We start from the raw sequence: 21,359 nt of genomic DNA on the forward strand, positions 1-21,359 counted from the left end.
GCTTAGGGAACTATTCAACCGTTAACGGCTGGCTTTCGCAGGTGGCACCACACCGACTGACTTGTTCAGACCGCGATAATCCAGCGCCGCGACCCCGGCATCGATCCGCACCTTGCTCGTCACGCCATCAATGGTGAAACCCTGCTGCTGCTCCATGTAGGGCTGTTCAACGCCGTCCAGGTAAGCGACTTCGATGGTGTCAGCACCTTGGCGGGCGGCCTCATACCAGGTGACCGGCGAATCATCGTCCAGGCGTGGCTCGGCGATCACCGTGGCGAAATTGCGGATCGGGTTGTCGATGCCAGCATTGGTGTCGACGCCAGGCACCGACGCCGAGCGGATCAGTTGGTTGGTCTTGTCTTCCAGCGCCACCGGCACCAGGACAAACGCCGGGCGAATGTTCAGGGTGCGGGCCTTGCCACCCTCGACCTCGGTTTTCTGCAAGGCCATGGCGGTCTTGGCCTTGCTCAGCGCCTCAATCGACATATTGGCGCCAGTACCGGAGAACAGGTTGTTGCGCTCGACATCGAACAGCGCTTTGCCATCGCTCATCACCGGCGAATGAATCAGCGTGTCATAGACCAGATCGCCGATGGTGCCGCGCGCGGCCAGACCCATGTTGTAAGGCACTGTGCTCAACTGGTCGAGGTCATCGTTGATGATCGCCTGCCGGGTGATGCTGAACATCTCACCGTAGGTTGCCAGGCGGATTTTTTCGCCGCGGTCATTGGTGGTGATGTACTTGTATTCAGCCCCTGGGCGAACTTCGCGCAGGCTCGGAAACGCCCCCATGCCGACCCGGGACGCCACCTTGAAGTCACTCAAGCGGCCCTTTTTGGTCCACAAGTGATAGGTCTCTGGCGCCTCGTCCCAGCCGAGCAGGACCGATTTGGCGGCGCTGTCCACCAGGATGTTGCCAAAGTCGCTGGAGTCATGGGTGAACGCCAAGCCGACCATAGCCATCGGATCAAGGGTGGCCACTAGAATGCCGCGATCATGCAGCGAGGCGCGGGCCAGCTCGCGCAGGCTCATGTGGTTATAGGCGTTGTCTTTCTGGTTTTCCGCCTGCCCCAAACGACCGGCCAGCGAGGCGCGCACCGAATCGCCAACCAAGTTGCCGTTGCTAATGTGGCCATGGTGGTGAGGTCCACCCGTTGGGGTTGTGGTCGAGCCCAGCGCAACCAGCAGTTTTTCCCGCGCCATCTCAGCCGTACAGCTCAGGTCATTGAGGCAGGTGTTGAGCAGCTCGGTGTGGCTGGTGACCAGCGAGCCACAGAACGCGGCATTGATCGCCGTACGGCGAGCACCGTCCGCCGCCATGACCTGGGCGCGCATTTGATCCAGGGTCAGCGCGACCGGCGCCGGATCGACCGCCGGTGCCGGAGTTGGCGCTGGGGTTGGGGTTGGGGTTGGGGTTGGGGTCGGTGCTGGGGTTGGAGCGGAAGCCCGCGGATCGAACAGATTTTTTGCCGAGGTAGGCATATTGGTGAACTCCTGCATTCGTTTTGAAGTGAGTTGAGCAGCCGCCTTGAACGGATCAAGCACCTTGTCAGCGAAACCGGCGGCCACCGCTTCGTTGCCATCCATCCAGGTTTCAGCCTTGAGCAACACCTGGATGTCCTCGATCGATTTGCCTGACTTGCGCATGTACGCCTGAATCAGCGTGCTCTCGACTTTGTCGAGTAAATCGGCGTACTCGCGCATGGCATCGGCATCACCGACCTGACCACCCCACGGCTTGTGAATCATCATCATTGCGTTGGCCGGCATGTTGATTTCATCGCCGGCCATGGCGACCACGCTGGCCATCGAAGCGGCGAGACCGTCGATGTACACCACGACCCGGGCCGAATGGCCGCGCAGCAGGTTGTACATGGTGGTCCCTTCAAACACGTCACCACCCGGCGAGTGGATGTGCAGGTTGATCTGAGACACATCGCCCATGGCGGCCAGATCGCGGGCGAACTGTTTGGCCGTAATGCCCCACGCGCCAATTTCGTCATACAGCATCACCTCGACCACCCCGCGTTGCAGCGCGGCGCTCAGTGAGTACCAGCTTTCGCCGGGTTTATTCGTCGGGGTTATCGAGGCTCTCGGCCTCATCAACGACAGGTTTTTTTGGCTGTTCATCGGTTTGCGTTTTTCCATAAATCTCGTGATAGAAGTCCGAACTGAAGACCAGTCCCTGCTCCCGGTTGGTTTTGATTTCCGAAGCCCGGGAACGCTTGAGTTCCTGCGGATTGCGCTGCCGCGCCCGCGCCACTTCCGACTCGTCGGCAAAGCCGGCCTCGACCAGGATCTTCCAGGCATTGGCCTCATGGATCGGGTTGATCCAAGGCATCACCGGCCCTTGGTAAATCGCGCCAAACACCGTGTCCGGATCGACGTCGACCGGCACTTGGATCACCCCACTGGCGATCGCCATGTGCAGCCATTCGCGATAGACCGGGCGACTCCAGTAGTCGATAAATTCGTGCTGCAGCAGGTCATAACCCGCCTGCCCCTCGACGAGCTCCTGACGCTGTGCGGAATAGGTGCCGTCGTAACTTCGCGCCACACTGGAGTAGGTGCCCCGGGTGCCGGCGGCCACGGCCTTGAGCTGACCGTTGCGAAAGCCTTCCAGAAAGGGGTTGGGCCGATTACTTTCGATCATGCCGACGTCTTCGCCGGGCAGCAGGCCGTCGAACACCATGCCTGGACCGATGGGAATGCTGCGGGCGCTGACGCTCTGACCATTCACGGCAGACGGTGCGGTGTAGTCGTCCGGCGTCCCTTTCTTGATGTACATGGCCAGCGCCGCGCTGATGCGGGCGGCGACCCGTTCGCTTTCCTCGTAATCCTTGATGTCCGCCAGGCGGACTAGCACGGCATGTAGCAGCGGCTGCCCGCGGTTCTGACCGATGCGCTTTCGGTGCGCGATGTGAATCATCTGCTCGGCTGGCACACGCTTGGTGGCCAGGGTCAGTTGGTAACCGGCGGCGTGCCCGGGGTGATGCTTGACCAGGTGATAGGCACGGACCCTGCGCCACTGATTGCGCTCGATCCCCTGCACAATGCCCTTGGCTTCATCGTTGTATTCCCACGGCAGATAATCCGGCTCCAACAACTCCAGGGCGAAGGGCACCACGTTCAAATGCTCATAGCTGGGCACTCGCCCCTTGAGCTTCTGCGCCAAGGCTTCGCCATCGCGCAGCCAGGTACGGCACACCTGTCGCTCCATCTGCGGGCGGGACAGCTCGCCGGACGTTTCCGGGTGCAACGACCATTCGGCCCAGCGGGCCTTGATCTGCGCCGCAAACTCCAAGTGCACTTCCCCTGCGTAGCTCAAGGGAAACGGCTCGACCGCGATGCCCATGCCGCCCACCACGCGCTCTTCCAGGCGATCGAACAAACCAGTAACGATGTCGTGGTCTTCGTCCAGCTTGCGGCATTGCTCGCGCAGGGAACGCGCCGAACGCTGCAGCGAGCGGTCCGCGCTAGCAGATTGTTTCTTGGCCTGATGCGTGCGAGTCATCTGCGCGGCTTCAAAGGCCATGATCTTGTGACGGGCATGCAGACGTTCAGCCACCAGCCCCGGAAACACCGGGGCCAGCACGCGATCCAGCAGGTTCATCGGAATGTCGCCAGGGCGTACGGCGGCTGCCCCGCCGCCGCTGACTGTTGCGCTCGTACCCGGCGCTCCCATTCCAGTCGGCCGGCGCGGATTTCTTCCAGGTCATCCATGATCAGCTTGCGACCGTTAAAGAGGATTTCCTTGCCCAGCAGGATGGCCAGTTCGGCCTCCAGATAGCGGTCCACCATGTCTTGAGCGGTTATAGCCATGCGCCTTGTCCTGTATTAAGCCAGCCGCCCAACTCGGCGGGCTGGTCGGGTGAATGTTCAGGCTCTACCTCAGGTACCGACACCGTGGCCGGTGTCAGAGCGGCAACGGTGGCCGGTTTGCTTTTCTGCTCGTGACTCATCGGCACAGTCCAGGTGCCTGACGGCAACTGCTGCGCGAGCAGGTCGAGATTCATGCCAAAGCGCTGCTGCGTTATGCGTAACGCCGCCAAGGCGTACACCAGGCAATCGAGCGCTTCGTTTCGTCGCCCGCCTGCGTCCCAGCGCTGGACGCGTTGGTGTTTGACGATCACCCACTTGCGGCGCTCGGCAGTCAGTTGCCGCAACTCGTCCTCGCCGCAAATCATCTCGTTAGCAGGCAGGTGGATACAGCCAGGCACAGGCGCACCCGAACCGTCCGGCTGCATCTTGAGGCGGCCATAAATCAGCTCTTTGGCATTGTCGGTACCCACTTCGACCAGGTAGGCACGTCCCCCTTTGACCTTAGTTTTCTTACGCGGCCAGGTCGCAATCGGCTTGCCGTAGGTCGAGGCACCAAATACTGGGATCACCCACTGGGTGCCGTGCTTGATGCATTCCTCACGTACTTCATCGCAATAGTGACCACCCTGGTCCCAACACCAACGCTCCACGCCCATCACCGTGCCATCCACCCGGGTGAAGGTCTTATGGATCTCGATGCCGACCTTGGCCCGTAGCTCGATGCTGCCCGGGTCACCTTGAAGCACGAACTTATGGACCAGCCACGCTTCCTCACCCGCGCCAAACGCCCAGACCCGGCCTTCATAGCGGTCGTCTTGGGTATCAATACCGCCGAACAGGGCAACCGCTTTAGCAGGCACTTGCGGGTAGATCTCCCGGCGCGCGTGCAGCTGCTGCCATTCCAACTGCTCGCCTTGGTCCTCTTCCCATGCTTCGCCCAGGGTGGTGTTGACGAAGGTTTTGAGCTTGCCCCGATCCTTCTTGATCTTGAGCCATTCCGTGACGACTTCGGCCCAGGTCACAAACTCCGAGTACACCGTCCAGATATGGAAAGTTACCGAACGCGGCGGCTGTATCGACTCGTCTGCAGCGCTGAACCAGGCCATGCCGTCGCGCGTCCAGATGCCGGTCCGCTCGCAGATGTAGCGGCCGTTGACGGATGCCGCGACCATTTCATGATATTCGAAGGTACAGCCATGGCCGGACTCGCACAGGTACCAGGCCTTAATCACCTGCCCCAGCTCATCCACGGCCCACTTGATACCGAACGGCGTAGCCGGGTCGCCCCACTTTAGATATTGCTCGGTACCGCAGCACGGGCACTTGATATTGAAGCGCAGAAAGTGCGGGGAATCGTTCGCCGCCCGCGTGATCTGGCAGCCCTCCCCCGAGGTTTCCTCATTGTCGTCAGCGACAACCACTGTCGTCGGGGTCGATCCGCGTATGGACTTTTTGAACGTGGCACCTTCCAGGCGCTTGTCGCCAAGAATGGTCGGAGCCCCCTCGCCCTCGATGTCCGCATTGAACTTCGATAATTCGTCATAGATCACTTCATCCGGGCTTTTCTCCCGGTAGTTTTTTGCCGCCGTACCACCCAGGCACCAAAGCATCTTGGCGTTATCGAACCGTTTTTCATCCAGTGTGTTATCGCGATGCTTCACCCCATACCAAGGCGCCAAAGCGCGCACCACAGGACTGTCCCGAATCATCGTTTCGATGTGCCGCTTCATCATGCCGTCAGCGTCGCCATCGGTTGGGCACCAGACGATGACGTTGCGTTTCTTGTGCTGGACCTTGTAGCCCATGTTGGCCACCAGCATTTTGGTGTAGCCAACCCGCGCCGATTTCAGCACGTTGACCTCACGGATCAGGTCGTTGCCCATTGCGTTGAGAATCGCGACCTGAAAAGGCGCTGTCGTCCAATCGCCTTCCTGATAGGACGACTCGGACGACAGATAGAAATGCTCATCGGCCCATTCAACCGCTGTGCGCGGCGGCTCTTTGTAGAGCCCGGCGAGCCCCTTGCGGACACCCTCAACCAGCGCCCTCATCCAAGGTGTCGACAAACTCATCAAGCAACTCCGGCAAAAGATCAGCCAAGCCGACCGCATCGTTACGCGTCACGGCGACTTCGCGCTGGATCGCCTCAAGGTGACGCACCTCGATGTCGGGGCACTTGCGTTTAACCTTCAAGTGCACGGTGTCGAGGGTTGACCCGAGCTTTGCACTCAGGCGAGACAATGCGAACAAGCAAAAATCGACCGGTACCAGCTTTTTGGCCTTCACCTTGTTGCGCATTTCCTGAGCGTCCGCCTGCTCAGTTGTCAGTCTCAGTTTTTGCTGCGCCTGTTTGTATTCAATGAGCGGATCGATCGGATCACCGTTGTCGTCGACAGGTTGGTCTTTTGTCACCTGATGCTTGAGCCGGTTATCCAGCACAGACCGGACGTCATAGAAGACATCGCGGCCGATCTTCGCAACAGGCTGAACGCCCCATTTATCAAAGGCCTGAGTCGTGATGCCGAGGCTGGTAGCCATGCGCGATTTGTTCAGCCAATGAGGCTCGCGGGAGATGGTCGGATTGGCCATGGACTAAACAACAACCTCGATTCAAAAATGGGTCATACATAGCGAAGCAGCGGGGCCCGAATTACCCCCTAGCCCCCACCCCCTCGGGAGGACCCGTTAAATTCGTGCCGGGAAAACAAGTCAAGCAATACAGGCACAGAAGCAGCCTTTCTTGCTCTCTGTCAGGGCTTGGCGGTGGCCATTGCATCGGCAAATGCACCGCGGAACTCGGCGCTGTAGTTGGCCTTGACGATGTTGTTGGCGATCTTGAAGAACGGGAAGATCGTGCGGTACATCGGCGCGCTCCGGCTGAAGACAAATATCGGCCTGACGGCATCGCCGAACGCCGTCTCTTTGCGCTCCCACACACCGGCCGTTCCCCCGACAATCCCGGAGAAATAGCTCTTGGCATTACCCTTGCGCTGACTGCGCTTGCTGTTCGAGGCATTGGCTTGGTAGCCACGCGATGTTTCGGCGGCACCCAAGCCCGACAAGATCCGGGTCATCGTTCCTCGGGAAACGTTGCCATGCTTGTCGAGCACGTTGGAGTTAGGGATCGCGAACTGGCTGGACTTCATAAATCCGCGAGCAATCAGGGCCTTTTCAAAGCGCTTATGCGGACGTGGCCCGCCTCTGACAGTTTGCTGAAGGTAGGTATCAGCGGGAATGCCAGAGGTCCAAGTGTCCTTGAAATACACTTCGGCCGGCTTGCTTTTGGTGGCCATTTTGACGAACAAGCTGTTCATCGTGGTTCGGGTTGGCCGGTCCAAGCGCTGCGCCATGACGGCCAGTTCACCGTTCTTCACCCGCCGGGCCAAGCGCGTAGCGGTCAGGGTCAGCACATGCGGAATGTGCTTTTTCTCCAGCTCCAGCAGCGCCTCGGACACGGGCAGCATGTCGGGTGTGATTTTGATTTTGACCATTTAGTTTTCCGCGGTAGCCGTGCCATAGCTGTCTGGCGGTCCGTTGAGCGAGTCATAGCAGGCCATCACTGTTTTACCTCGCTATGAATTACGGGAGTTGATACCAGCTTTCCTGGCCAGAAACTGGGTGTACAAACCGCCGGTTACATCAGCACCGATGACCGCGATTACGATGCCCAAGCCGGCGGCAAGATAAAAGTTGCTCCACAGCGCCATCGCGAGCAGCAGCGTGGCCATACCCAACAGGCCAGACGCAAGAAAACGCAGCGCAACACGCTGGAGGATCTGTCGAAGACCAAGGTCAGAACCTGAGGCTCTCAACATCTCCCCAGACAAACCGGCCATGCTCAACAATACCAACAGCCAAAGGGGCACATCGGCGAGAGCCTGATGCTCTGTGTTCATCTATAGTCCTCGAATAGGTCCGGCCTCCATGTCACTGTCATCCGCTCGGAGCAAAGAGCCAGGCATAGGGCCGAAAACGAAAAAGCCCCGCTCGATGGCAGGGCTTATAAAAGGGTACAAAAACCCCGACTCAATGGTCGGGTTCTTGAAAGGCGTTTCGCTGCGTTCACAGCAATACACGCTGCTATAAAAGCAGGTCTATTCCGCGCGGAAAAGGTTTTTCGCAGCGTATGCGAAATTGCACCCAACTTGACCACACGATTACATTCGATCTAACCATCAGATGCATGGAATTTGCCCATCATGCTTTAACCATGATGGACAGAAAACAACGCACGTTAGTCCTGCGCGACAGGCGGCAACCGGCCGATTCTGTTGAAAAAGTCGGCCATCGTTTCCACAGTAGAAAAGTACGCGCTTGAGATTGAAATCTTTACTTTGAGCAGAGGATTCGGGGCTCAGATTTCGCATAGCGACGCGCAAAAAAGGCGTTTTCAGCGGTCAGTAAGGGGCAGTCTGGAAGCACCGACTTTTTCAACAGAATCGGCCAGTAGCGGACGGTGGACAGAGTGACGGCAAATCGGTTGTGGGGAGGATCAGCTTCACAAGCACGGCAGCGTTACAAAACGCAAAGCGAGCATAACCACGCGTTGCACCTCTTCATTGCCCTCGATACCAGCGAAGGCAGCAATGCACTGAGGTAGAACGATGTATGGAGTGTGACTAAAATCGTTTTTTAACGGTTGTGGTTAGACGCTCTACCAAGTGTAGAACTTGGTCAGGGTTATCGCGTCGCACGGGGTGTGCCAGCGGGTGTAAATCTCATTGACGGCGCTCTTTGGGCTTCGAGGCTAGCTTGGTCTCCAACTCAAGAATCTGCCTATCAATTTCTGCCAGCAGAGCACGTAACAATTTCTGCTGTCCTCTGCAGAAGTCCAAGCGGTAGAGATTTTCAGACTGCCGTCGCTCAGTAAGAAACGTTTTGAAGTCGTCTTCAAGGGCAGCTACAGAGTTGACGTAAGATGTACTGGCTTCTTTGGTATTTGCTGCACCAGTCCTGGAGGTGCCAGAAGAATGGATAGCGTACTTATCAATCCAACTATTGAGGCTGGTAATGTTGGTTTCGTATGGTTCGCCTTTTGAGTCCATAATAAACTTACGCTTATTAGGTTTCTCGCCAGCAGCTTTAGCTTGAGCAACATGCTCTACCCACTTTTCAAGTACCAGTCTCCTCTTCGCTTCCCGCTCCACCTTCACCGACCAAGACATATTGCCTCCCCTGCACTGCGTTGGACCGCTCTCAACGTCCGTGAGCACAGCCCTTAAAGCGTAGCTCAAGGAGCTAGCCATGCTGAATGCCCGACTTCCTAGACAGCAGGTGCTTTTTCACAAATATGGGGAATGTGAATCGCCCCTCATTCTGTAGACACTAATGACTGGCAGCTATTGATTGTGCTGCCTTTCGCGAAAGGCAGCAATCGGCTAATAGATTAAGCAGCTTGCCGCATTGCATCGATAGCACAATCGATCCAAGCAATGCCTGCTCTCGCCAATTCCCGCACCTTCCCTTCACTTATGCTGTAGTGCTTACCAACCCGAACCATGGGCCATTTAGCACCGTAGTAAAGCCAAATAATATCGCCCATTTGTCGATCACGGTGTGAGAGCCGCGCAACTGCGCTATCAATAGCTCCGGCCCATTCATCAGTAATGCAATAGCTTTTGCTCGCCGACACTTGCGGCATTGCCTGACGCATTAGCGCCAAAGTCGGTGAGATGTAGATGGGGACGCCAGCCCCATCCATCCGCCACCAGCCCCACTGCTCCAGCAGGTATTCGGTATCACCCAAAGGTCGGCCCGCCGGCTTTCGAATCATCATGTTCTCAATCCCCTGTGTAATTTGTGCCGCCGGCACCGCGACGGTTGTTCATTTGGTGATACTCGGCCTGGTCAGATATCGACGATCTCTGCTTGAGCACTTCAATTTCACGCTGAGCCCGCTGCAATTTGAAACTCAACTGGGTGACTAACTCGTCCGAAGAAAGCACCAACCTGCTACCCAAAACAACCCAACCTGAGCCATTGCATGCAGTACAAATCTGCTCATAAAACACCCCTTCCACTACCGCTTTGCGCTTGCAGATCGAGCAAGGCTCCAGCTCGATCCGCTCCCTCTTAATGCCAATCCCCTGCCCTTTCTGCATGTTTGAATCCTCTTGTAAGATTAATTTCTGTTTTCGGCTTCAGGCCAACCAGCCCGAGGGGTCCAGGGCAACCGGCTTGCTCGCGCGTCTTGCTCCTGTCTTGTCCTGCAATGCATCAAAACCCTGTGCGTCGAGCCAGCCATGCCACCGTTCCAGAGCGTTGCGCTTTACCATCTCGCCCATTGCCTGAAAGTAAGTGCGCTCCAATTCGGTCAGGGCGTGGTTGAGTAGCAGCTTGCCCACCAGCGAATCGACACCGAGATTGGCCCAGATGGAAGGCGCGAGTTTGCGCAGGTCGTGACTGGTCCACTCGCCCGCCCCCAACCGGGCAAAAATGGCAAAGGCCTGGCTGCGTGACATCGGGCGCCCCGCACGTGAAGTCGCCGGAAACAGGTACGCCCCGTCGTAACCCTCGGCCCGCTGCTGCGCTCGGTAGCGCTCTAGAAAAGCCACGGCCTGCGTGGTCAACGGCAACAGGTGGTCGCGCTTGGATTTCGTGTCATCGGCCGGGATGAACCATTCCCCCGCGTCCAGGTGGATGTTTTTCCACATGGCCAGACGGGTTTCGGTGATCCGCGTGGCATGGGTCAGCATCAACACCAGCAGCGTCACGGCCGCCGGTTCCGCGTTGAACGCTTCGCCCCATTCGGCCAGCAGGTCCACCACAGCGACGTGTCGCAAGCGCGCTCCCTTGGGCTTGATTTTGGCCTTGGTGAAGTGACTGAACGACACCCCGAGCAGTGGATTCACAGTGATCTTTTTCAGCGTCAAGGCGGCGCCGAACACCACCTTCAGTACGTCCAACACCGACTTGACGTAGGACAGGCTGTACTCGGCCTGCATGTGCCAGACCAAGTGTCGATCCAAGGTATCGGCATTGAGTTTGCACAAGGGTAAATCACCCAGAGCGGGCAACAACTGGCAGCGGATCGCCGACAACGACGATCCCCGACGGCTTTTGGACAAACTGTTATCGGTTTTCAAGCGCGCTGCGTACCACTCCAGCACCTGCCCGACCCGCTCCCAGCCATCCACTGTGGCTGCTGCCGTCGGATCGGCCAACAACCGGGCCTGCACTACCGGCAAGCTGTCGAGCATCACCCGCGCAGGCACGTCGGGCCAGTTGGCAGCCTTTTTCCATTTCGCGCCCTTGTCGAAACGCACCAGGTGCCAACTGCCTTTGCTGCGGTCGTGACGATAACGAAACCGCAGCGGGTGCCGCGGATCTTTCAGCTCGGTTATGGTCGGGTCGATGGCATGCTGTTTGATGACCGCATCAGACAGTTTCACCGTCAGGGTTTTCAACGGAGCAGTCATTGGTCATCGCCCCTTTTGCTAAGCAGGTCGACCACTTCAAATGTCGAGGGCCACATCCAAGCGCCGTAGCGCTCGGCCATTGCCTGGTCAACGAACAGCGCCAATGCGTGATCGGGGGTGCTGCCCAAGTCCACCTTGTACGAGCAGCAGAACACGGCAAACCGATAGTTTTCCGGATCCGGAGTAGCCAAGCGGCGATCGAGCATCTCCAAGCTGATCCCCATGCGTTTGCCCATTAACCCCCCTTCAGCAGAGATTGCAGAAGCTTGAATTTATCGAGTGCTTCAGCATTGGTCTCACGCTCTGCCTCGACGGAAAGAGCCACTTCCTCAATGCGCGCCGCCAGTTTTTTCATGCGCTGTCCGACCTCCTCGGCAAAGCTGATTACCTCACCGGACAGCACCGCCAAAGTATCCAGAGCACTGGCATCGGTTTTCTTGATGGTCATAACGGCCGGCTGAGTTTCTATTGACATGCTCTGCTCTCTCGGGGATTTGATGGTGATGGCGGTACGCTGGAAGTGACCGTTAACGGGTTCGCGAATGAGACCTGCCTCCTTCAACTCGCCCAGGCCGCGACGGACAGCCGGGAACTGGGCGGCCGTGGCTTCGGCAGCTACCAACGAATTAAAAATATCGTGTGCACTCCAACGCTCCTGAATTGGCACGACCCGGAACACTTTACGGGCGAGCGACGATTGCCCGGCGAGCACGTTTTGTTGCTTGGCGGCGTTCATCAGAAGCCCTCCTTACCACGCTGAGATTCCCACTCGAATGGCACGCCAATGCAGCCGTTCTCGCGAATGCGATCGACACAGCGCGCACCAATGGCGTCGTTCAGTTCAGCGGGAGACAGGTTGCTGACGATGATCGTCGGGCGGCATTGCTCGTAACGACCGTTGATGATGCTAAACAAGGTGGCCAGCTCGAACTCGCTCTGCTTGGTCGCGCCGACTTCATCGAGCACCAGCAGGTCCGCGCCGATCACTTCACGCAAGATGTGCGCCTCGGACTCGCCTGAGCGATCATTGAACGTCGCCCGGATCTCGCCGATGAGTGTGCCCACCGTGCGGTAAATCGCCTTGACCATGCATTCGTTGATCAGGTGGTTGGCCGAGGCAATGGCCAGGTGGGTCTTGCCCGTACCGACCTTCCCCAACAGCAACATGCAGCGACCTTCCCGGCGATGCTTCGAAAAGTTGTCGACGTAGTCGGTGCACGCATCTAGGGCAATCTGCTGGGCCGGATTCGACACGACGAAATCGGCGAATGTCTTTGCCGCGAAACGCTTCGGAATCCGGGCGCTTGATTGCTGAACAATCCGAAACTGAACGCGCTTGCGCTCGAGCTCTTGCATGTCGCGCTTGTTGCTCGCGCAAATGGGACACCCAGACAGGTTGCCACCCTTGAGGATGACCGCCGAATATTCGCCATGATCGAAGCAGCTCGCTGGCTGACGGCCGATGACGCCGAATTTGCGGTCCATGTGAGCGCCGAAGTTAGAGACGGAAGGTGCCATTGGCGTTCTCCTTGGTACCGGCCTTGTAATCGCGAGTGTCAAAGCCGGAATGGCGACTGGTCGGAAGTGGCGCGGGGATGACTGCCTTGTCGGGGAAGATCCCCGTCCATCCGTTGCTGATCGAAAGGGCCAGAACGGAATCGGGGGCTGGATGGTTCGCCAAGGCCTTGGCCTGTTGTTCGCAGCTCTTGGCGGTAAGGGGTTTGTGGATTTCCTTGCGGTGCTGGCACCAGTCGCCCCAAACCTCGATGCTGACGTTTTCCGGCTTGGCGGTCAGCGGGTCGAACTTTAGCGATTTGCCTGGCGCGTTAGCGCCCTGCTTCTCCTGATTACTGGTTACCTGATTGGTACCCTGATTACTGGTACCCTGATTTGTCGGAAATTTTTCCGACCCTCCTCGGATTTTTTTCCGACCCTGTTCGGAGATTTTTCCGACCTTGCTCGGAGATTTTTCCGAGGTAGATCGGATTTTTTTCCGACCCTCAATCGCCTCAGAGGTCGGATATTTTTCCGACCCGTCCAACTTGCGATTCCACTCTTTGGCCTTTTCGGTCAAACGAAACAAACTGATGTTGGAAGTGTGGGATAGCTCGATCAGCCCGGCGGTCTCGAGCCCTTTGAGAAGCCGATATGCGGTATCTGGTTTGTCGGTGAGCAAGGGCAATTCCTCCACGATCTTTGCCTTGCTCAAGGCAAAGAAAATCCCGTTATCGGTCTTGATTGGCCTTGCCCAGCTAGGGCACTCGTAGACAAACGAAAACAGCAGCGCCTGCTGGGAGTTCAACCCCCACTCCAGTGCTTTCACCTGGTTGATCGTGATCGTGAACTGCATATCAACCCTTCCCGCTTGGCGGTCGGGCTGGGCGTCTCGATTTGTGCAACTCAATCAGTGCGGTCACCTCTTCGTGCCGGGCAGCCAAGTGTTTCGCATGCAAGGCCAGAATCTCTGCGGCTTCCGCTGCCGTGATTTCGCCGTCCTCCAGCGCCAGGGCAAGAAACTGGTCAACCCGACCGCGCTTCACAGAAGTACGTAACGAGCGCTGGTGCATGTCTACGTTGTCCAGATCGCCAACCTCAGGCAGGCGAACAAAAACGCCGCCGTACATCGCGCAGATGTAGTCCGGCAAGAATGTGGTTTTGGCTTCAGTCTCAAGCGTGCAGACCTCATCGTCGGTGAGGGGCTTGACGCCTGCCGACTCGTAAATCCGGTTTTTGAAGCGCTTGAGATTCTCTTCGCCAAGAAAGTCAGAGGCGTATGCAAGTCCACCAGGGAATGCATTAGCAGCGGTAATGACGGCTTTGCGACGGGTGTCTAGCACTGGCGATTTCATCGTCTAGTTTTCTCTCGGCGCCGTTGCGCTCAAAGTTTGCTCATGAAATGGGCAGCATCCGGCGACGCGACCTTTTTGCGCTTTGGACCGGGAATGGTCTGAGCTCTTCAGCTGTGAAAGAGCCATCTGCGTGTTCAGTTACAAAAATGTCACGGCCAACCTGCAGAGCTTTGTTGAGCGACCCTTGGGACATCCCAAGCAGATTTGCTGCGTTGGTTTGCCCGCGTGCACGAGCAAACTCATCCAGACTTTTTCGGCTCATCTCGCCGATCTCCTTTGTTAAACACCCACCAAGTATCTCCGGCGGAATTTAATTAATCAAGCCCGGCGGCATTTGATTAAATATCGCCGCTAGGAATAATCGTGGAATGAAAAAACGCGAACTCGAAGACTGGGAAAAAGAAGAGTGCTTGGCACTCAAAGTGGCTGTGGACGCCTTCAACACAGGCAAGTCACGGCGTGACGCCCTGACTCAGGGAAAGATCGCAGATGCCCTAGGCATAAATCAGGGCTCCGTCAGTTCGTACCTGAACGGCTACAACGCACTGAATGCGAAAGTCGCTAGCGCAATTGCCGGATTGATTTCCAAGCCCGTGGAGTCATTCAGCCCTCGACTGGCTGATGAGATTGCGAAAATGGCGAAGTCCAGCTTCGAATCCAATGTCGAGGCTGGCCCCCCCATCTATTCCTCACCTCGCAGAATCAATATCGAAGGCACCGCACAGCTCGGCAGTGAGGGATATTGGACAAGCCTTGACCAGGCAGCTGGCTGGGTTGAGACCTACTCCAGAGATGAGGACGCCTACGCACTCCGGCTCAAGGGCGACTCAATGGCACCAGCGATCCGTAGCGGGTGGGTCGCTGTCTGCGAACCCAATCACCGCCTAGTGCCGGGTGAGTATGTGATGGTCACCACCGTTGATGGACAAAGCATGGTTAAAGAACTTCTCTTCGAGACCGAAGAAGAGGTCAGCCTCATGTCGATCAACACGGCTTACGGCGAGCGGCTGACAGTAGCTCGGGTTGATATCGAGAAAATCCATTACGTAGGGGCAATTCTTGCCCCCAGCAAAGTGCTGGGCAGAATCTAAATTTGAGCCCTTCGATTTGTCTCTAATTCCCCTGGACACCTCCCTTCTGAAGCCCGCAAATTGCGGGCTTTTCTCTGTTAAATAATTGTTTTTAATCGTTAATCTTTAGCGCTTAGGGTTCAAGCCATTCACTGTGTATCCATACAAAAAAGGAGCAGTGCTATGGCAAAGCCAAAAAACAAACCAACACCGTCAAATTCGTTTGAGCTTCTTGGACTCCGCATCCAAAAAATCATCAGCGCCCCCGCTGCCCAAAAACGAAAAACGGCAGTCATTTGCAAGGAAGCAGATGAATGCCTTGAGGACTGGAAACGGCTCCTTGAAGCGATAGCAGAAACCGAGCACGTACTAGTGCGTCGAGAAGATGACTGCGCCGCACGTATCTCTTGGGATCTCCCCGCAAATATCTAGCCCAAAGAAAGCCCGTCCAGCACGGGTTTTTTTTCATAGATCGTAAATACATCTCCGGCGGCATTGACTTTAAATATATCCGGCGGCAATATTTGTTCGTCGCAGTGAATCGCAGCGGCAATACGGGGCCACCCGCCGCTCTTTAACAACCCAATCGATTCAAAGCTGTCAGCCGCAAAAAGACTAACGCACCAGGCGTGGGCGACTCCCACCTACGTGCGCCGTATCTGAGTCCCACTGACAGCCCAATCACATTTCACTTCATAGCCTTGGCAGCAGGGCTATGTGGCAAATCCCCTCCCCTGTATGAGGAAACACCATGTTCGGAATGAAAAAACTCTTCGGAAAACAAGTCGGCAACGCCCAGGCCGAAATGAAGAAGGTCGTTAACCGCGACTTGATGCAGGCCATTGTCGGTGGCGGCCTATTAGTCGCTGCGGCTGATGGTGAGATTGAAGCCAGCGAGGTTTCCAAGCTGGATGAGTTGATTCGCTCCAACCCCAATTTGACGCACTTCGGCAGCGAGATCACCGAAACTATCAATCGTTTTACAGGCCAGTTGAACGCCAACTTTCAAGTAGGTCGATTGGCGATCAAGCGGGAACTGGCCGACATCAAAAACGTTCCGGCCGACGCGGAGGAAGCCTTCGTCAACGTTCTTGCCGTTGCCCAGGCTGATGGTCAGATCGAGCCAGCAGAGTTGGTGGTGCTGAAGGAAATAGGCATGCACTTCGGTCTGCGCCTGGCTGACTACGGTATCGAGGCGTGAAGTACGCGACAAAGGTTCTGCTGGTCCTGCTGGCACTGATCGTCGGCTGCATGTTGCTGAGCAACGTAGCCTCTCGGGCCACTTGCTCCTACTACGGCTTCCAGACTGACCGAGAGACGCGCTACGCCGCCTTTGTAGGCTGCATGGTTCTGGTTGAAGGGGCGTGGTTCCCGCGCAATGAAATCCGCGTAGTGCAGTGATGTTTCACTGATGCCGCCTCTTACAAGGCGGCATTGGGAAACCAACTAACGCAAGGAAATGGACAATGCTGATTTTGACTCGTAAAACAGGTGAAAGCATCAACATAGGCAATGACATCACGATCACCGTACTGGGTGTGAGCGGCCAACAGGTACGCATCGGGACAAGCGCGCCCAAGGAAGTCGCAGTGCATCGAGAAGAAATCACGCAGCGCATTCAGGCAGGCTTTTCGAAGCCCCCGATGGCAACACCTGCGATCACTTAGGCTGGTCTTCGTAACGCAAACAATGGCCCGGTTCCGATCGGGCTTTTTTACGCGTGCCTTTTATCAATTAGCACCCTTCGCTGCCCAATGGCGACCAGCAGGTGGTCGGAGTGCTGACGAATACACGCAACCTACTCCGAGGGATCAGCCATGCATCCATCATTTAAAGAGCGCTTCGATGAACTCGGTGTGCTACTGCAAAAAACCAAGGCTGCACAAGTCGTGCTATGCGGGCGCCCTAATCGGCAAGAGCCATTCAAACCGGTGCGCTTTCAAGTCAACGGGAAAAGTATCGGCATGTACCAGATTAAAGACCGCACCACCGGCAAGACTCGCGCCTTCCGTGACGACTACAAGGCCGCTCACGAACTCGCAATACAGTTTGAAGCAAAGGCCAATCGCCAGATTGCGGTGACGCTATGAAAAAGCGAAAGCCCAACAACATGCGTACCCGGATAGAGCGAGCGAGCCGGGCACTGCTCAATGCCAATCACGTCGCGGTGGTCCACATCGACCCCAGCGGACGCCAAGGGATGATCAACAGGAAGAGCTGCAAGAGCATCCCGCCAGGACAACGCATGGCCGAAGCAGTCTGCGACTTCCCCCACCGTTGGACGATCTATCTCAGCGTCCAGTGTCGCGATCAACGAGGGCACCGCTACACTAAATCAGTAGAGGTTGCTCCCCAAGGCAACTATCTGGCCGCGCACCTCGAAGACGTGATCGAGGAAACCTACAAAGACTTGGTCGCCGAGAGCAATCCGAATCATCGGGTCGCTTCGGGCTGGATCGCCATCCCCGCCGAGATATCGCTGACTGAAGAGCAGGCCGCACGGGTGTTCGACGCCGTGGGTATCTGGAGTCAACAGAGGGCAGCATGAGACGAATAAGCAACCAGGTGCGCCAGCGCCGACGACAGACATGGCTGGATCTACCAGCCCAAAGAATTGAAGAGACAGGCTATGGCCAAGAGCAACGCGGATACTCAGCGGAACAAGCGCGCCAAGGAGAAAGCCTTGCTGGACCGGATCGGCGCCGAGAAACGGTCGCTAATTGTGTCGAAGGCGCTGGCAGATGCACTCCAAGTGCTGGGCGAGCGCCACGACTTCGAGGAATGGCAGGAGACGGTGTCAACCTTCATCCTTAACCTAGCAGCGGCTCCCACCGAGGAGTCCGCCCGATTCGCCAACATGTCGCGACACGAAATCACGATCAGCGAAAACGTGTCGCGAAAACTGGAACGGGCATACAGGCATGACGAGTTACGCGGCTGCAGCGATGACACCTGACGGTTATTCGGCATCGACTGGAGTGGGCGCCTCAATCACAGCGTGCATGATTGTGGTGAATATTTGGTAGCTGTAGTGATCATCTTGCGGATATACGAGAACTGATCCATCGCTGCTTAAAATCGCTCCATCACGACGAACGCTAAATCGACCCAATTCCGATTTTGAACCTCCGACTTGGCGCAAGAACAATACAGCTTCTGCCAGCCCAGCTTTATCCAGGGAGATTGGATTGATCTCGATGGAAAACTGTTTACCCAATACTTCTCCCTCGATGCTGCGCTCCTTCGCAGCTATTGAAGTCATACCTGCGAAATGCTTCATCGACAAATCTTGCCAATGCTCGACGAGGTCGAGCAACTCAGAAGAAGCAAGAGCCCAGTCCCTTTTGACTTTGGTGATGTAACTGAGGAAATCGTTTGGGTCTCTTGTGAAATCCATTGCACATGCTCCGATTGAGTCCGTCATTGGACGAATTGAGACTATGTCTTTGTAGACCATGTAGCCTTATTTAGCTACTACGCTGCGCACCAGGTCACGGAGGGCGCCGCTGGTACCACGGCGGTAGTCGCCATGCAGGAGGGGCTAACCTGTCGCGCCGCCATAGGATGAGCGCACGACGGTGATGAAGCTGGTCATCACCGCCGTGCAGCATGCACTTCGCCAGATCGAAGCAAGAACTTCTATCTAATCTGAAGTTACCGACTTTCTAGAACGATTCCGCAGGCTTGTAGATCTCTCTTCTGCATCCCGATGCAGTAAGGAAACGTTGTAATCGTAGGTCGATATCAATGGCACAGGCTCCTTATTCCGGGACATATCAAGCCATCGCCTTGTGCGTTCGATGTCGAAGGATTCCTTCTTGAACTTCATCTTCGCAACAAGGTTCGCTGAAACCCTGAAGTGTCCACAACCAGCTGAGCATTTGACCTCTGACCAGTCTCCAGGCGCTTGAACAATCCTGGCGGCAGCCTGACAGATTAAGCACTTCATATTCGATCTCCATATCAGTGACCTATCAACTGTAGCCGATCATCGGCGAAGGACATCCCCATGCCCACAGAAAACCTATTCACCCGGTTTCACCCGGACCCGCAAGACGCTGATTAGCATCAGCGCAACAGCCGCCGACTTGGCGCCTTCAGCAAACGAACTGCCACCTCCACTCACCCACCTTCTGCCGCCACCCGCGGCATGGAGCATCACATGGAATCCGAAATTCTTTCGGACGAAGAACTGGCGATTATCACCGGCTACAAGGCCAGGGCTTCCCAGCGACGCTGGCTGATCGACCACCAATGGGTCTTCATCGAAAGCCGAGGCAAGCGCCCGTTGGTTGGTCGGCACTATGTCCGCATGAAGTTGGGCATGGTGTCACCTACCGCTCTCAACCCGCCCTCCACTCCCGCGGCGCCAGCATGGACGCCAGACTTCTCACGAGTGAACTGATATGCGCCCCCGCAATGCCGAAACACGCAACTTACCGCCAAGGATGTATCAGTGGACACGTCCCCGGAAAAGCGGAAAAACCTGGATTGCTTACTACTACTTGGATATGTCGGGAAAGGCGATACCGCTAGGCAAAGACTTGGACAAGGCCAGGGTCAAATGGGCTGAACTCGAAGCCAAGGAGGCGCCTCTTGATCTTCGAACCATGAAGGGCATCTTTGATAGGTATATTCGCGATATTGTCCCCAAAAAAGCAGCACGCACCCAGAAGGACAACCTGTCAGAGATTAAGCAACTGCGACCAATGTTCGACAGCGCACCTATCGATGCCATAACACCTGCTGCAATTGCCGGTTACAGGGATGCACGCTCGGCAAAAGTGCGGGCAAATCGCGAAATCGCCACCCTCTCCCACGTATTTAACATGGCACGAGAATGGGGTCTAACCACAAAGGAAAACCCGTGCCAAGGAGTCCGTAAAAACAAGGAAACCCCGCGCGATTACTACGCAAACGATGCGGTATGGAAGGCGGTGTACCAGAAGGCAGGTCAAGAGCTGAAAGATGCCATGGACCTGGCTTACCTGACCGGTCAACGGCCAGCGGACGTACTAGTAATGCGCAAGGATGACATCGAGGGTGGATTCCTGATGGTTCAGCAAAACAAAACCAGTAAAAAACTTCGAATACAGACTACCACTGACGGCTCTGCAAACAGCCTGGGCTTGCTGATCGCCCAGATCGCCAAGCGTAATGCGCAGCATCTGTCGAGTTATCTGATAGTTAGTCAAAGAGGAAAACGGATGACCGCTACCATGCTGCGTAAGCGATGGGATGAGGCAAGAGAGAAGGCAAAGCAAGCGGCACTTGATAATAGTGACACGCACTTAGCGAGCCGGATCGCAGAGTTTCAATTCCGAGACATCCGACCTAAAGCAGCATCAGAGATCAAGGATATTGGTGAGGCCAGCTTGCTGCTAGGACATACCAAAGGCGACATTACCGAGCGCGTTTACCGTCGTGTCGGCGCCATTGCTAAGCCCTCAAAATAGCCCAAAAAGTGTTACAAAACCCTAATACCCCCCCTTGTAAAACGCGGCCTGTAGAGGTGGCAAAAAAAATTCGTATTAGAACGAAAAGGAGCTGCACACCGCAGAATAAAGGGACTTGCATATCGGACTTGAAAACCGTCGACTGTAACAGGTCCATGAGTTCGAATCCCATCGCCTCCGCCATCTTTATACGACAAAGCCCTGATTATTCAGGGCTTTGTCGTTTCTGGGGTTTGGCTTTCCCTGCCGCCTCTGGTCGTACCGATTGCGCATTTTTTCGACCATTTGCGCAACACCCCCGGATTCAACCGGCACTTACCTTACCCCTGAGCTCAATAAGATCCAGTACGGATTTTCCATCACTGAGCGCTACCAGACCGAACGTCTTGGCAACGGTGCCGATGGCACGACCGAATAGATCGCGGTCATAGGGCGCAAGCGAAACCATGATTCATTTGTCGCTGCTGAAGATCAAACCCACCGCGTCGGTGCAGCTCGCCACTGGAGTGTCATATGCATAGCTTTTGAACAGATTGTTATCTGCAACGGCACTCTGCATACCGACAAAATTGCCCAGGCTGACCACTACCGCAGCAATGGTTTTTTGCGACGTGGATTTCCTTCCCAAAACGAGCATCGAGATTGATAACCAGATGCAATCGTCCAGATTTTTTTCAATACACGACTTCCACTCTCATTACTCGACCAGTGGTGCAAAAAATGGCACGAAACTCATTACCCTTC

General features: G+C 56.1%; 30 protein-coding genes. 10 read left to right on the plus strand and 20 right to left on the minus strand.

Annotation, left to right across the window (positions count from 1 at the left end; all coding sequences use genetic code 11):
* Positions 1-21: 21 nt before the first annotated feature.
* From AC3ITY_RS19030 to AC3ITY_RS19110, 17 genes are all read right to left on the minus strand, one after another.
* The gene (locus AC3ITY_RS19030; RefSeq protein WP_489304365.1) at positions 22-2,130 is read right to left on the minus strand and encodes a ClpP-like prohead protease/major capsid protein fusion protein; all 2,109 of its coding nucleotides are present in this window, start codon (positions 2,128-2,130) and stop codon (positions 22-24) included.
* The gene (locus AC3ITY_RS19035) at positions 2,069-3,613 is read right to left on the minus strand and encodes a phage portal protein (protein ID WP_353740887.1); all 1,545 of its coding nucleotides are present in this window, start codon (positions 3,611-3,613) and stop codon (positions 2,069-2,071) included. Before AC3ITY_RS19035 ends, AC3ITY_RS19030 begins: the two co-directional genes overlap by 62 nt.
* Positions 3,610-3,822, minus strand: coding sequence for a DUF6148 family protein (locus tag AC3ITY_RS19040; protein WP_489304366.1), 213 nt, complete (start codon positions 3,820-3,822; stop codon positions 3,610-3,612). The genes AC3ITY_RS19035 and AC3ITY_RS19040 overlap by 4 nt, the downstream gene beginning before the upstream one ends.
* Positions 3,813-5,894, minus strand: coding sequence for a phage terminase large subunit family protein (locus AC3ITY_RS19045; RefSeq protein ID WP_489304367.1), 2,082 nt, complete (start codon positions 5,892-5,894; stop codon positions 3,813-3,815). Before AC3ITY_RS19045 ends, AC3ITY_RS19040 begins: the two co-directional genes overlap by 10 nt.
* On the minus strand, positions 5,857-6,411 hold the full coding sequence (locus AC3ITY_RS19050; RefSeq protein ID WP_008015854.1) for a terminase small subunit: 555 nt from the start codon (positions 6,409-6,411) through the stop codon (positions 5,857-5,859). Before AC3ITY_RS19050 ends, AC3ITY_RS19045 begins: the two co-directional genes overlap by 38 nt.
* Positions 6,412-6,572: 161 nt before the next feature.
* Positions 6,573-7,313 carry a hypothetical protein gene (locus tag AC3ITY_RS19055; protein WP_489304368.1) on the minus strand — a complete coding sequence of 247 codons (741 nt, stop codon included), beginning with the start codon at positions 7,311-7,313 and terminating at the stop codon, positions 6,573-6,575.
* 81 nt (positions 7,314-7,394) lie between these two features.
* Entirely contained in the window at positions 7,395-7,718 is a 324-nt protein-coding gene (locus AC3ITY_RS19060) for a phage holin family protein (RefSeq protein ID WP_151213748.1), read from the minus strand.
* 822 nt (positions 7,719-8,540) lie between these two features.
* Positions 8,541-8,987 carry a hypothetical protein gene (locus AC3ITY_RS19065; RefSeq protein ID WP_223464334.1) on the minus strand — a complete coding sequence of 149 codons (447 nt, stop codon included), beginning with the start codon at positions 8,985-8,987 and terminating at the stop codon, positions 8,541-8,543.
* 221 nt (positions 8,988-9,208) lie between these two features.
* Complete coding sequence (locus AC3ITY_RS19070; RefSeq protein WP_223464332.1) at positions 9,209-9,598, minus strand: antiterminator Q family protein; 390 nt, start codon at positions 9,596-9,598, stop codon at positions 9,209-9,211.
* Between the two features lie 4 nt (positions 9,599-9,602).
* Entirely contained in the window at positions 9,603-9,923 is a 321-nt protein-coding gene (locus tag AC3ITY_RS19075; protein WP_223464330.1) for a hypothetical protein, read from the minus strand.
* Between the two features lie 39 nt (positions 9,924-9,962).
* Entirely contained in the window at positions 9,963-11,240 is a 1,278-nt protein-coding gene (locus tag AC3ITY_RS19080; RefSeq protein WP_489304369.1) for a tyrosine-type recombinase/integrase, read from the minus strand.
* Positions 11,237-11,446, minus strand: a complete 210-nt coding sequence (locus AC3ITY_RS19085; RefSeq protein WP_150755820.1) for a hypothetical protein — start codon at positions 11,444-11,446, stop codon at positions 11,237-11,239. Before AC3ITY_RS19085 ends, AC3ITY_RS19080 begins: the two co-directional genes overlap by 4 nt.
* Positions 11,447-11,475: 29 nt before the next feature.
* Positions 11,476-11,976 carry a hypothetical protein gene (locus AC3ITY_RS19090; RefSeq protein ID WP_489304370.1) on the minus strand — a complete coding sequence of 167 codons (501 nt, stop codon included), beginning with the start codon at positions 11,974-11,976 and terminating at the stop codon, positions 11,476-11,478.
* Positions 11,976-12,758 (minus strand): ATP-binding protein, encoded by a 783-nt coding sequence (locus tag AC3ITY_RS19095; protein WP_489304371.1) that lies wholly within the window; start codon positions 12,756-12,758, stop codon positions 11,976-11,978. Before AC3ITY_RS19095 ends, AC3ITY_RS19090 begins: the two co-directional genes overlap by 1 nt.
* Positions 12,739-13,590, minus strand: coding sequence for a hypothetical protein (locus AC3ITY_RS19100; protein WP_489304372.1), 852 nt, complete (start codon positions 13,588-13,590; stop codon positions 12,739-12,741). The genes AC3ITY_RS19095 and AC3ITY_RS19100 overlap by 20 nt, the downstream gene beginning before the upstream one ends.
* 1 nt (position 13,591) lies before the next feature.
* Complete coding sequence (locus AC3ITY_RS19105; RefSeq protein ID WP_489304373.1) at positions 13,592-14,089, minus strand: YmfL family putative regulatory protein; 498 nt, start codon at positions 14,087-14,089, stop codon at positions 13,592-13,594.
* A gap of 40 nt (positions 14,090-14,129) precedes the next feature.
* Entirely contained in the window at positions 14,130-14,351 is a 222-nt protein-coding gene (locus AC3ITY_RS19110) for a Cro/CI family transcriptional regulator (protein WP_056724266.1), read from the minus strand.
* Between the two features lie 106 nt (positions 14,352-14,457).
* On the opposite strand from AC3ITY_RS19110, the gene AC3ITY_RS19115 reads away from it, so the two are divergent.
* A complete protein-coding gene (locus tag AC3ITY_RS19115) occupies positions 14,458-15,180 on the plus strand; it encodes a LexA family transcriptional regulator (RefSeq protein ID WP_489304374.1) in 723 nt (240 codons plus the stop codon).
* A gap of 162 nt (positions 15,181-15,342) precedes the next feature.
* Positions 15,343-15,591, plus strand: a complete 249-nt coding sequence (locus AC3ITY_RS19120; RefSeq protein ID WP_489304375.1) for a DUF1654 domain-containing protein — start codon at positions 15,343-15,345, stop codon at positions 15,589-15,591.
* Here the strand turns inward: AC3ITY_RS19120 and AC3ITY_RS19125 are convergent.
* Positions 15,588-15,803, minus strand: a complete 216-nt coding sequence (locus AC3ITY_RS19125; protein WP_489304376.1) for a hypothetical protein — start codon at positions 15,801-15,803, stop codon at positions 15,588-15,590. The genes AC3ITY_RS19120 and AC3ITY_RS19125 overlap by 4 nt on opposite strands.
* Before the next feature lie 107 nt (positions 15,804-15,910).
* Here AC3ITY_RS19125 and AC3ITY_RS19130 point away from each other — a divergent pair, with 107 nt between their 5' ends.
* From AC3ITY_RS19130 to AC3ITY_RS19155, 6 genes are all read left to right on the plus strand, one after another.
* Complete coding sequence (locus tag AC3ITY_RS19130; protein ID WP_090455588.1) at positions 15,911-16,360, plus strand: tellurite resistance TerB family protein; 450 nt, start codon at positions 15,911-15,913, stop codon at positions 16,358-16,360.
* Complete coding sequence (locus tag AC3ITY_RS19135) at positions 16,357-16,560, plus strand: hypothetical protein (protein WP_489304377.1); 204 nt, start codon at positions 16,357-16,359, stop codon at positions 16,558-16,560. Before AC3ITY_RS19130 ends, AC3ITY_RS19135 begins: the two co-directional genes overlap by 4 nt.
* 65 nt (positions 16,561-16,625) lie before the next feature.
* Positions 16,626-16,826, plus strand: a complete 201-nt coding sequence (gene csrA / locus AC3ITY_RS19140) for a carbon storage regulator CsrA (protein WP_151213759.1) — start codon at positions 16,626-16,628, stop codon at positions 16,824-16,826.
* A 150-nt stretch (positions 16,827-16,976) separates the two neighbouring features.
* The gene (locus AC3ITY_RS19145) at positions 16,977-17,249 is read left to right on the plus strand and encodes a hypothetical protein (RefSeq protein ID WP_489304378.1); all 273 of its coding nucleotides are present in this window, start codon (positions 16,977-16,979) and stop codon (positions 17,247-17,249) included.
* Complete coding sequence (locus tag AC3ITY_RS19150; RefSeq protein ID WP_489304379.1) at positions 17,246-17,707, plus strand: hypothetical protein; 462 nt, start codon at positions 17,246-17,248, stop codon at positions 17,705-17,707. The genes AC3ITY_RS19145 and AC3ITY_RS19150 overlap by 4 nt, the downstream gene beginning before the upstream one ends.
* An 81-nt stretch (positions 17,708-17,788) precedes the next feature.
* Complete coding sequence (locus tag AC3ITY_RS19155) at positions 17,789-18,115, plus strand: hypothetical protein (protein ID WP_489304380.1); 327 nt, start codon at positions 17,789-17,791, stop codon at positions 18,113-18,115.
* Positions 18,116-18,118: 3 nt separating this feature from the next.
* On the opposite strand, the gene AC3ITY_RS19160 is transcribed toward AC3ITY_RS19155, so the two are convergent.
* Entirely contained in the window at positions 18,119-18,556 is a 438-nt protein-coding gene (locus AC3ITY_RS19160; RefSeq protein ID WP_489304381.1) for a hypothetical protein, read from the minus strand.
* A gap of 765 nt (positions 18,557-19,321) precedes the next feature.
* Here AC3ITY_RS19160 and AC3ITY_RS19165 point away from each other — a divergent pair.
* Complete coding sequence (locus AC3ITY_RS19165; RefSeq protein WP_150756586.1) at positions 19,322-19,564, plus strand: DUF4224 domain-containing protein; 243 nt, start codon at positions 19,322-19,324, stop codon at positions 19,562-19,564.
* A gap of 1 nt (position 19,565) precedes the next feature.
* Positions 19,566-20,615 carry a tyrosine-type recombinase/integrase gene (locus AC3ITY_RS19170; RefSeq protein ID WP_489304382.1) on the plus strand — a complete coding sequence of 350 codons (1,050 nt, stop codon included), beginning with the start codon at positions 19,566-19,568 and terminating at the stop codon, positions 20,613-20,615.
* 451 nt (positions 20,616-21,066) lie between these two features.
* Here the strand turns inward: AC3ITY_RS19170 and AC3ITY_RS19175 are convergent, their stop codons facing one another.
* The gene (locus AC3ITY_RS19175) at positions 21,067-21,252 is read right to left on the minus strand and encodes a hypothetical protein (protein WP_489304383.1); all 186 of its coding nucleotides are present in this window, start codon (positions 21,250-21,252) and stop codon (positions 21,067-21,069) included.
* Between the last annotated feature and the right edge of the window lie 107 nt (positions 21,253-21,359).

This window comes from Pseudomonas sp. GL_091, assembly GCF_057837725.1.

Excerpts from the sequence above, each read along its gene's own strand:
- AC3ITY_RS19055 (WP_489304368.1), bottom strand. The coding sequence starts at position 7,313 with ATGGTCAAAATCAAAATCACACCCGACATGCTGCCCGTGTCCGAGGCG.
- AC3ITY_RS19050 (WP_008015854.1), bottom strand. The coding sequence starts at position 6,411 with ATGGCCAATCCGACCATCTCCCGCGAGCCTCATTGGCTGAACAAATCG.
- AC3ITY_RS19035 (WP_353740887.1), bottom strand. The coding sequence starts at position 3,613 with ATGAACCTGCTGGATCGCGTGCTGGCCCCGGTGTTTCCGGGGCTGGTG.
- AC3ITY_RS19110 (WP_056724266.1), bottom strand. The coding sequence starts at position 14,351 with ATGAGCCGAAAAAGTCTGGATGAGTTTGCTCGTGCACGCGGGCAAACC.
- AC3ITY_RS19100 (WP_489304372.1), bottom strand. The coding sequence starts at position 13,590 with ATGCAGTTCACGATCACGATCAACCAGGTGAAAGCACTGGAGTGGGGG.
- AC3ITY_RS19075 (WP_223464330.1), bottom strand. The coding sequence starts at position 9,923 with ATGCAGAAAGGGCAGGGGATTGGCATTAAGAGGGAGCGGATCGAGCTG.
- AC3ITY_RS19060 (WP_151213748.1), bottom strand. The coding sequence starts at position 7,718 with ATGAACACAGAGCATCAGGCTCTCGCCGATGTGCCCCTTTGGCTGTTG.
- AC3ITY_RS19175 (WP_489304383.1), bottom strand. The coding sequence starts at position 21,252 with ATGCTCGTTTTGGGAAGGAAATCCACGTCGCAAAAAACCATTGCTGCG.
- AC3ITY_RS19030 (WP_489304365.1), bottom strand. The coding sequence starts at position 2,130 with ATGAACAGCCAAAAAAACCTGTCGTTGATGAGGCCGAGAGCCTCGATA.
- AC3ITY_RS19085 (WP_150755820.1), bottom strand. The coding sequence starts at position 11,446 with ATGCTCGATCGCCGCTTGGCTACTCCGGATCCGGAAAACTATCGGTTT.
- AC3ITY_RS19145 (WP_489304378.1), top strand. The coding sequence starts at position 16,977 with ATGCATCCATCATTTAAAGAGCGCTTCGATGAACTCGGTGTGCTACTG.
- AC3ITY_RS19120 (WP_489304375.1), top strand. The coding sequence starts at position 15,343 with ATGGCAAAGCCAAAAAACAAACCAACACCGTCAAATTCGTTTGAGCTT.
- AC3ITY_RS19090 (WP_489304370.1), bottom strand. The coding sequence starts at position 11,976 with ATGAACGCCGCCAAGCAACAAAACGTGCTCGCCGGGCAATCGTCGCTC.
- AC3ITY_RS19165 (WP_150756586.1), top strand. The coding sequence starts at position 19,322 with ATGGAATCCGAAATTCTTTCGGACGAAGAACTGGCGATTATCACCGGC.
- AC3ITY_RS19040 (WP_489304366.1), bottom strand. The coding sequence starts at position 3,822 with ATGGCTATAACCGCTCAAGACATGGTGGACCGCTATCTGGAGGCCGAA.
- AC3ITY_RS19130 (WP_090455588.1), top strand. The coding sequence starts at position 15,911 with ATGTTCGGAATGAAAAAACTCTTCGGAAAACAAGTCGGCAACGCCCAG.
- AC3ITY_RS19115 (WP_489304374.1), top strand. The coding sequence starts at position 14,458 with ATGAAAAAACGCGAACTCGAAGACTGGGAAAAAGAAGAGTGCTTGGCA.
- AC3ITY_RS19105 (WP_489304373.1), bottom strand. The coding sequence starts at position 14,089 with ATGAAATCGCCAGTGCTAGACACCCGTCGCAAAGCCGTCATTACCGCT.
- AC3ITY_RS19170 (WP_489304382.1), top strand. The coding sequence starts at position 19,566 with ATGCGCCCCCGCAATGCCGAAACACGCAACTTACCGCCAAGGATGTAT.
- AC3ITY_RS19045 (WP_489304367.1), bottom strand. The coding sequence starts at position 5,894 with ATGAGTTTGTCGACACCTTGGATGAGGGCGCTGGTTGAGGGTGTCCGC.
- AC3ITY_RS19070 (WP_223464332.1), bottom strand. The coding sequence starts at position 9,598 with ATGATGATTCGAAAGCCGGCGGGCCGACCTTTGGGTGATACCGAATAC.
- AC3ITY_RS19150 (WP_489304379.1), top strand. The coding sequence starts at position 17,246 with ATGAAAAAGCGAAAGCCCAACAACATGCGTACCCGGATAGAGCGAGCG.
- AC3ITY_RS19160 (WP_489304381.1), bottom strand. The coding sequence starts at position 18,556 with ATGGATTTCACAAGAGACCCAAACGATTTCCTCAGTTACATCACCAAA.
- AC3ITY_RS19155 (WP_489304380.1), top strand. The coding sequence starts at position 17,789 with ATGGCCAAGAGCAACGCGGATACTCAGCGGAACAAGCGCGCCAAGGAG.
- csrA (WP_151213759.1), top strand. The coding sequence starts at position 16,626 with ATGCTGATTTTGACTCGTAAAACAGGTGAAAGCATCAACATAGGCAAT.
- AC3ITY_RS19080 (WP_489304369.1), bottom strand. The coding sequence starts at position 11,240 with ATGACTGCTCCGTTGAAAACCCTGACGGTGAAACTGTCTGATGCGGTC.
- AC3ITY_RS19095 (WP_489304371.1), bottom strand. The coding sequence starts at position 12,758 with ATGGCACCTTCCGTCTCTAACTTCGGCGCTCACATGGACCGCAAATTC.
- AC3ITY_RS19065 (WP_223464334.1), bottom strand. The coding sequence starts at position 8,987 with ATGTCTTGGTCGGTGAAGGTGGAGCGGGAAGCGAAGAGGAGACTGGTA.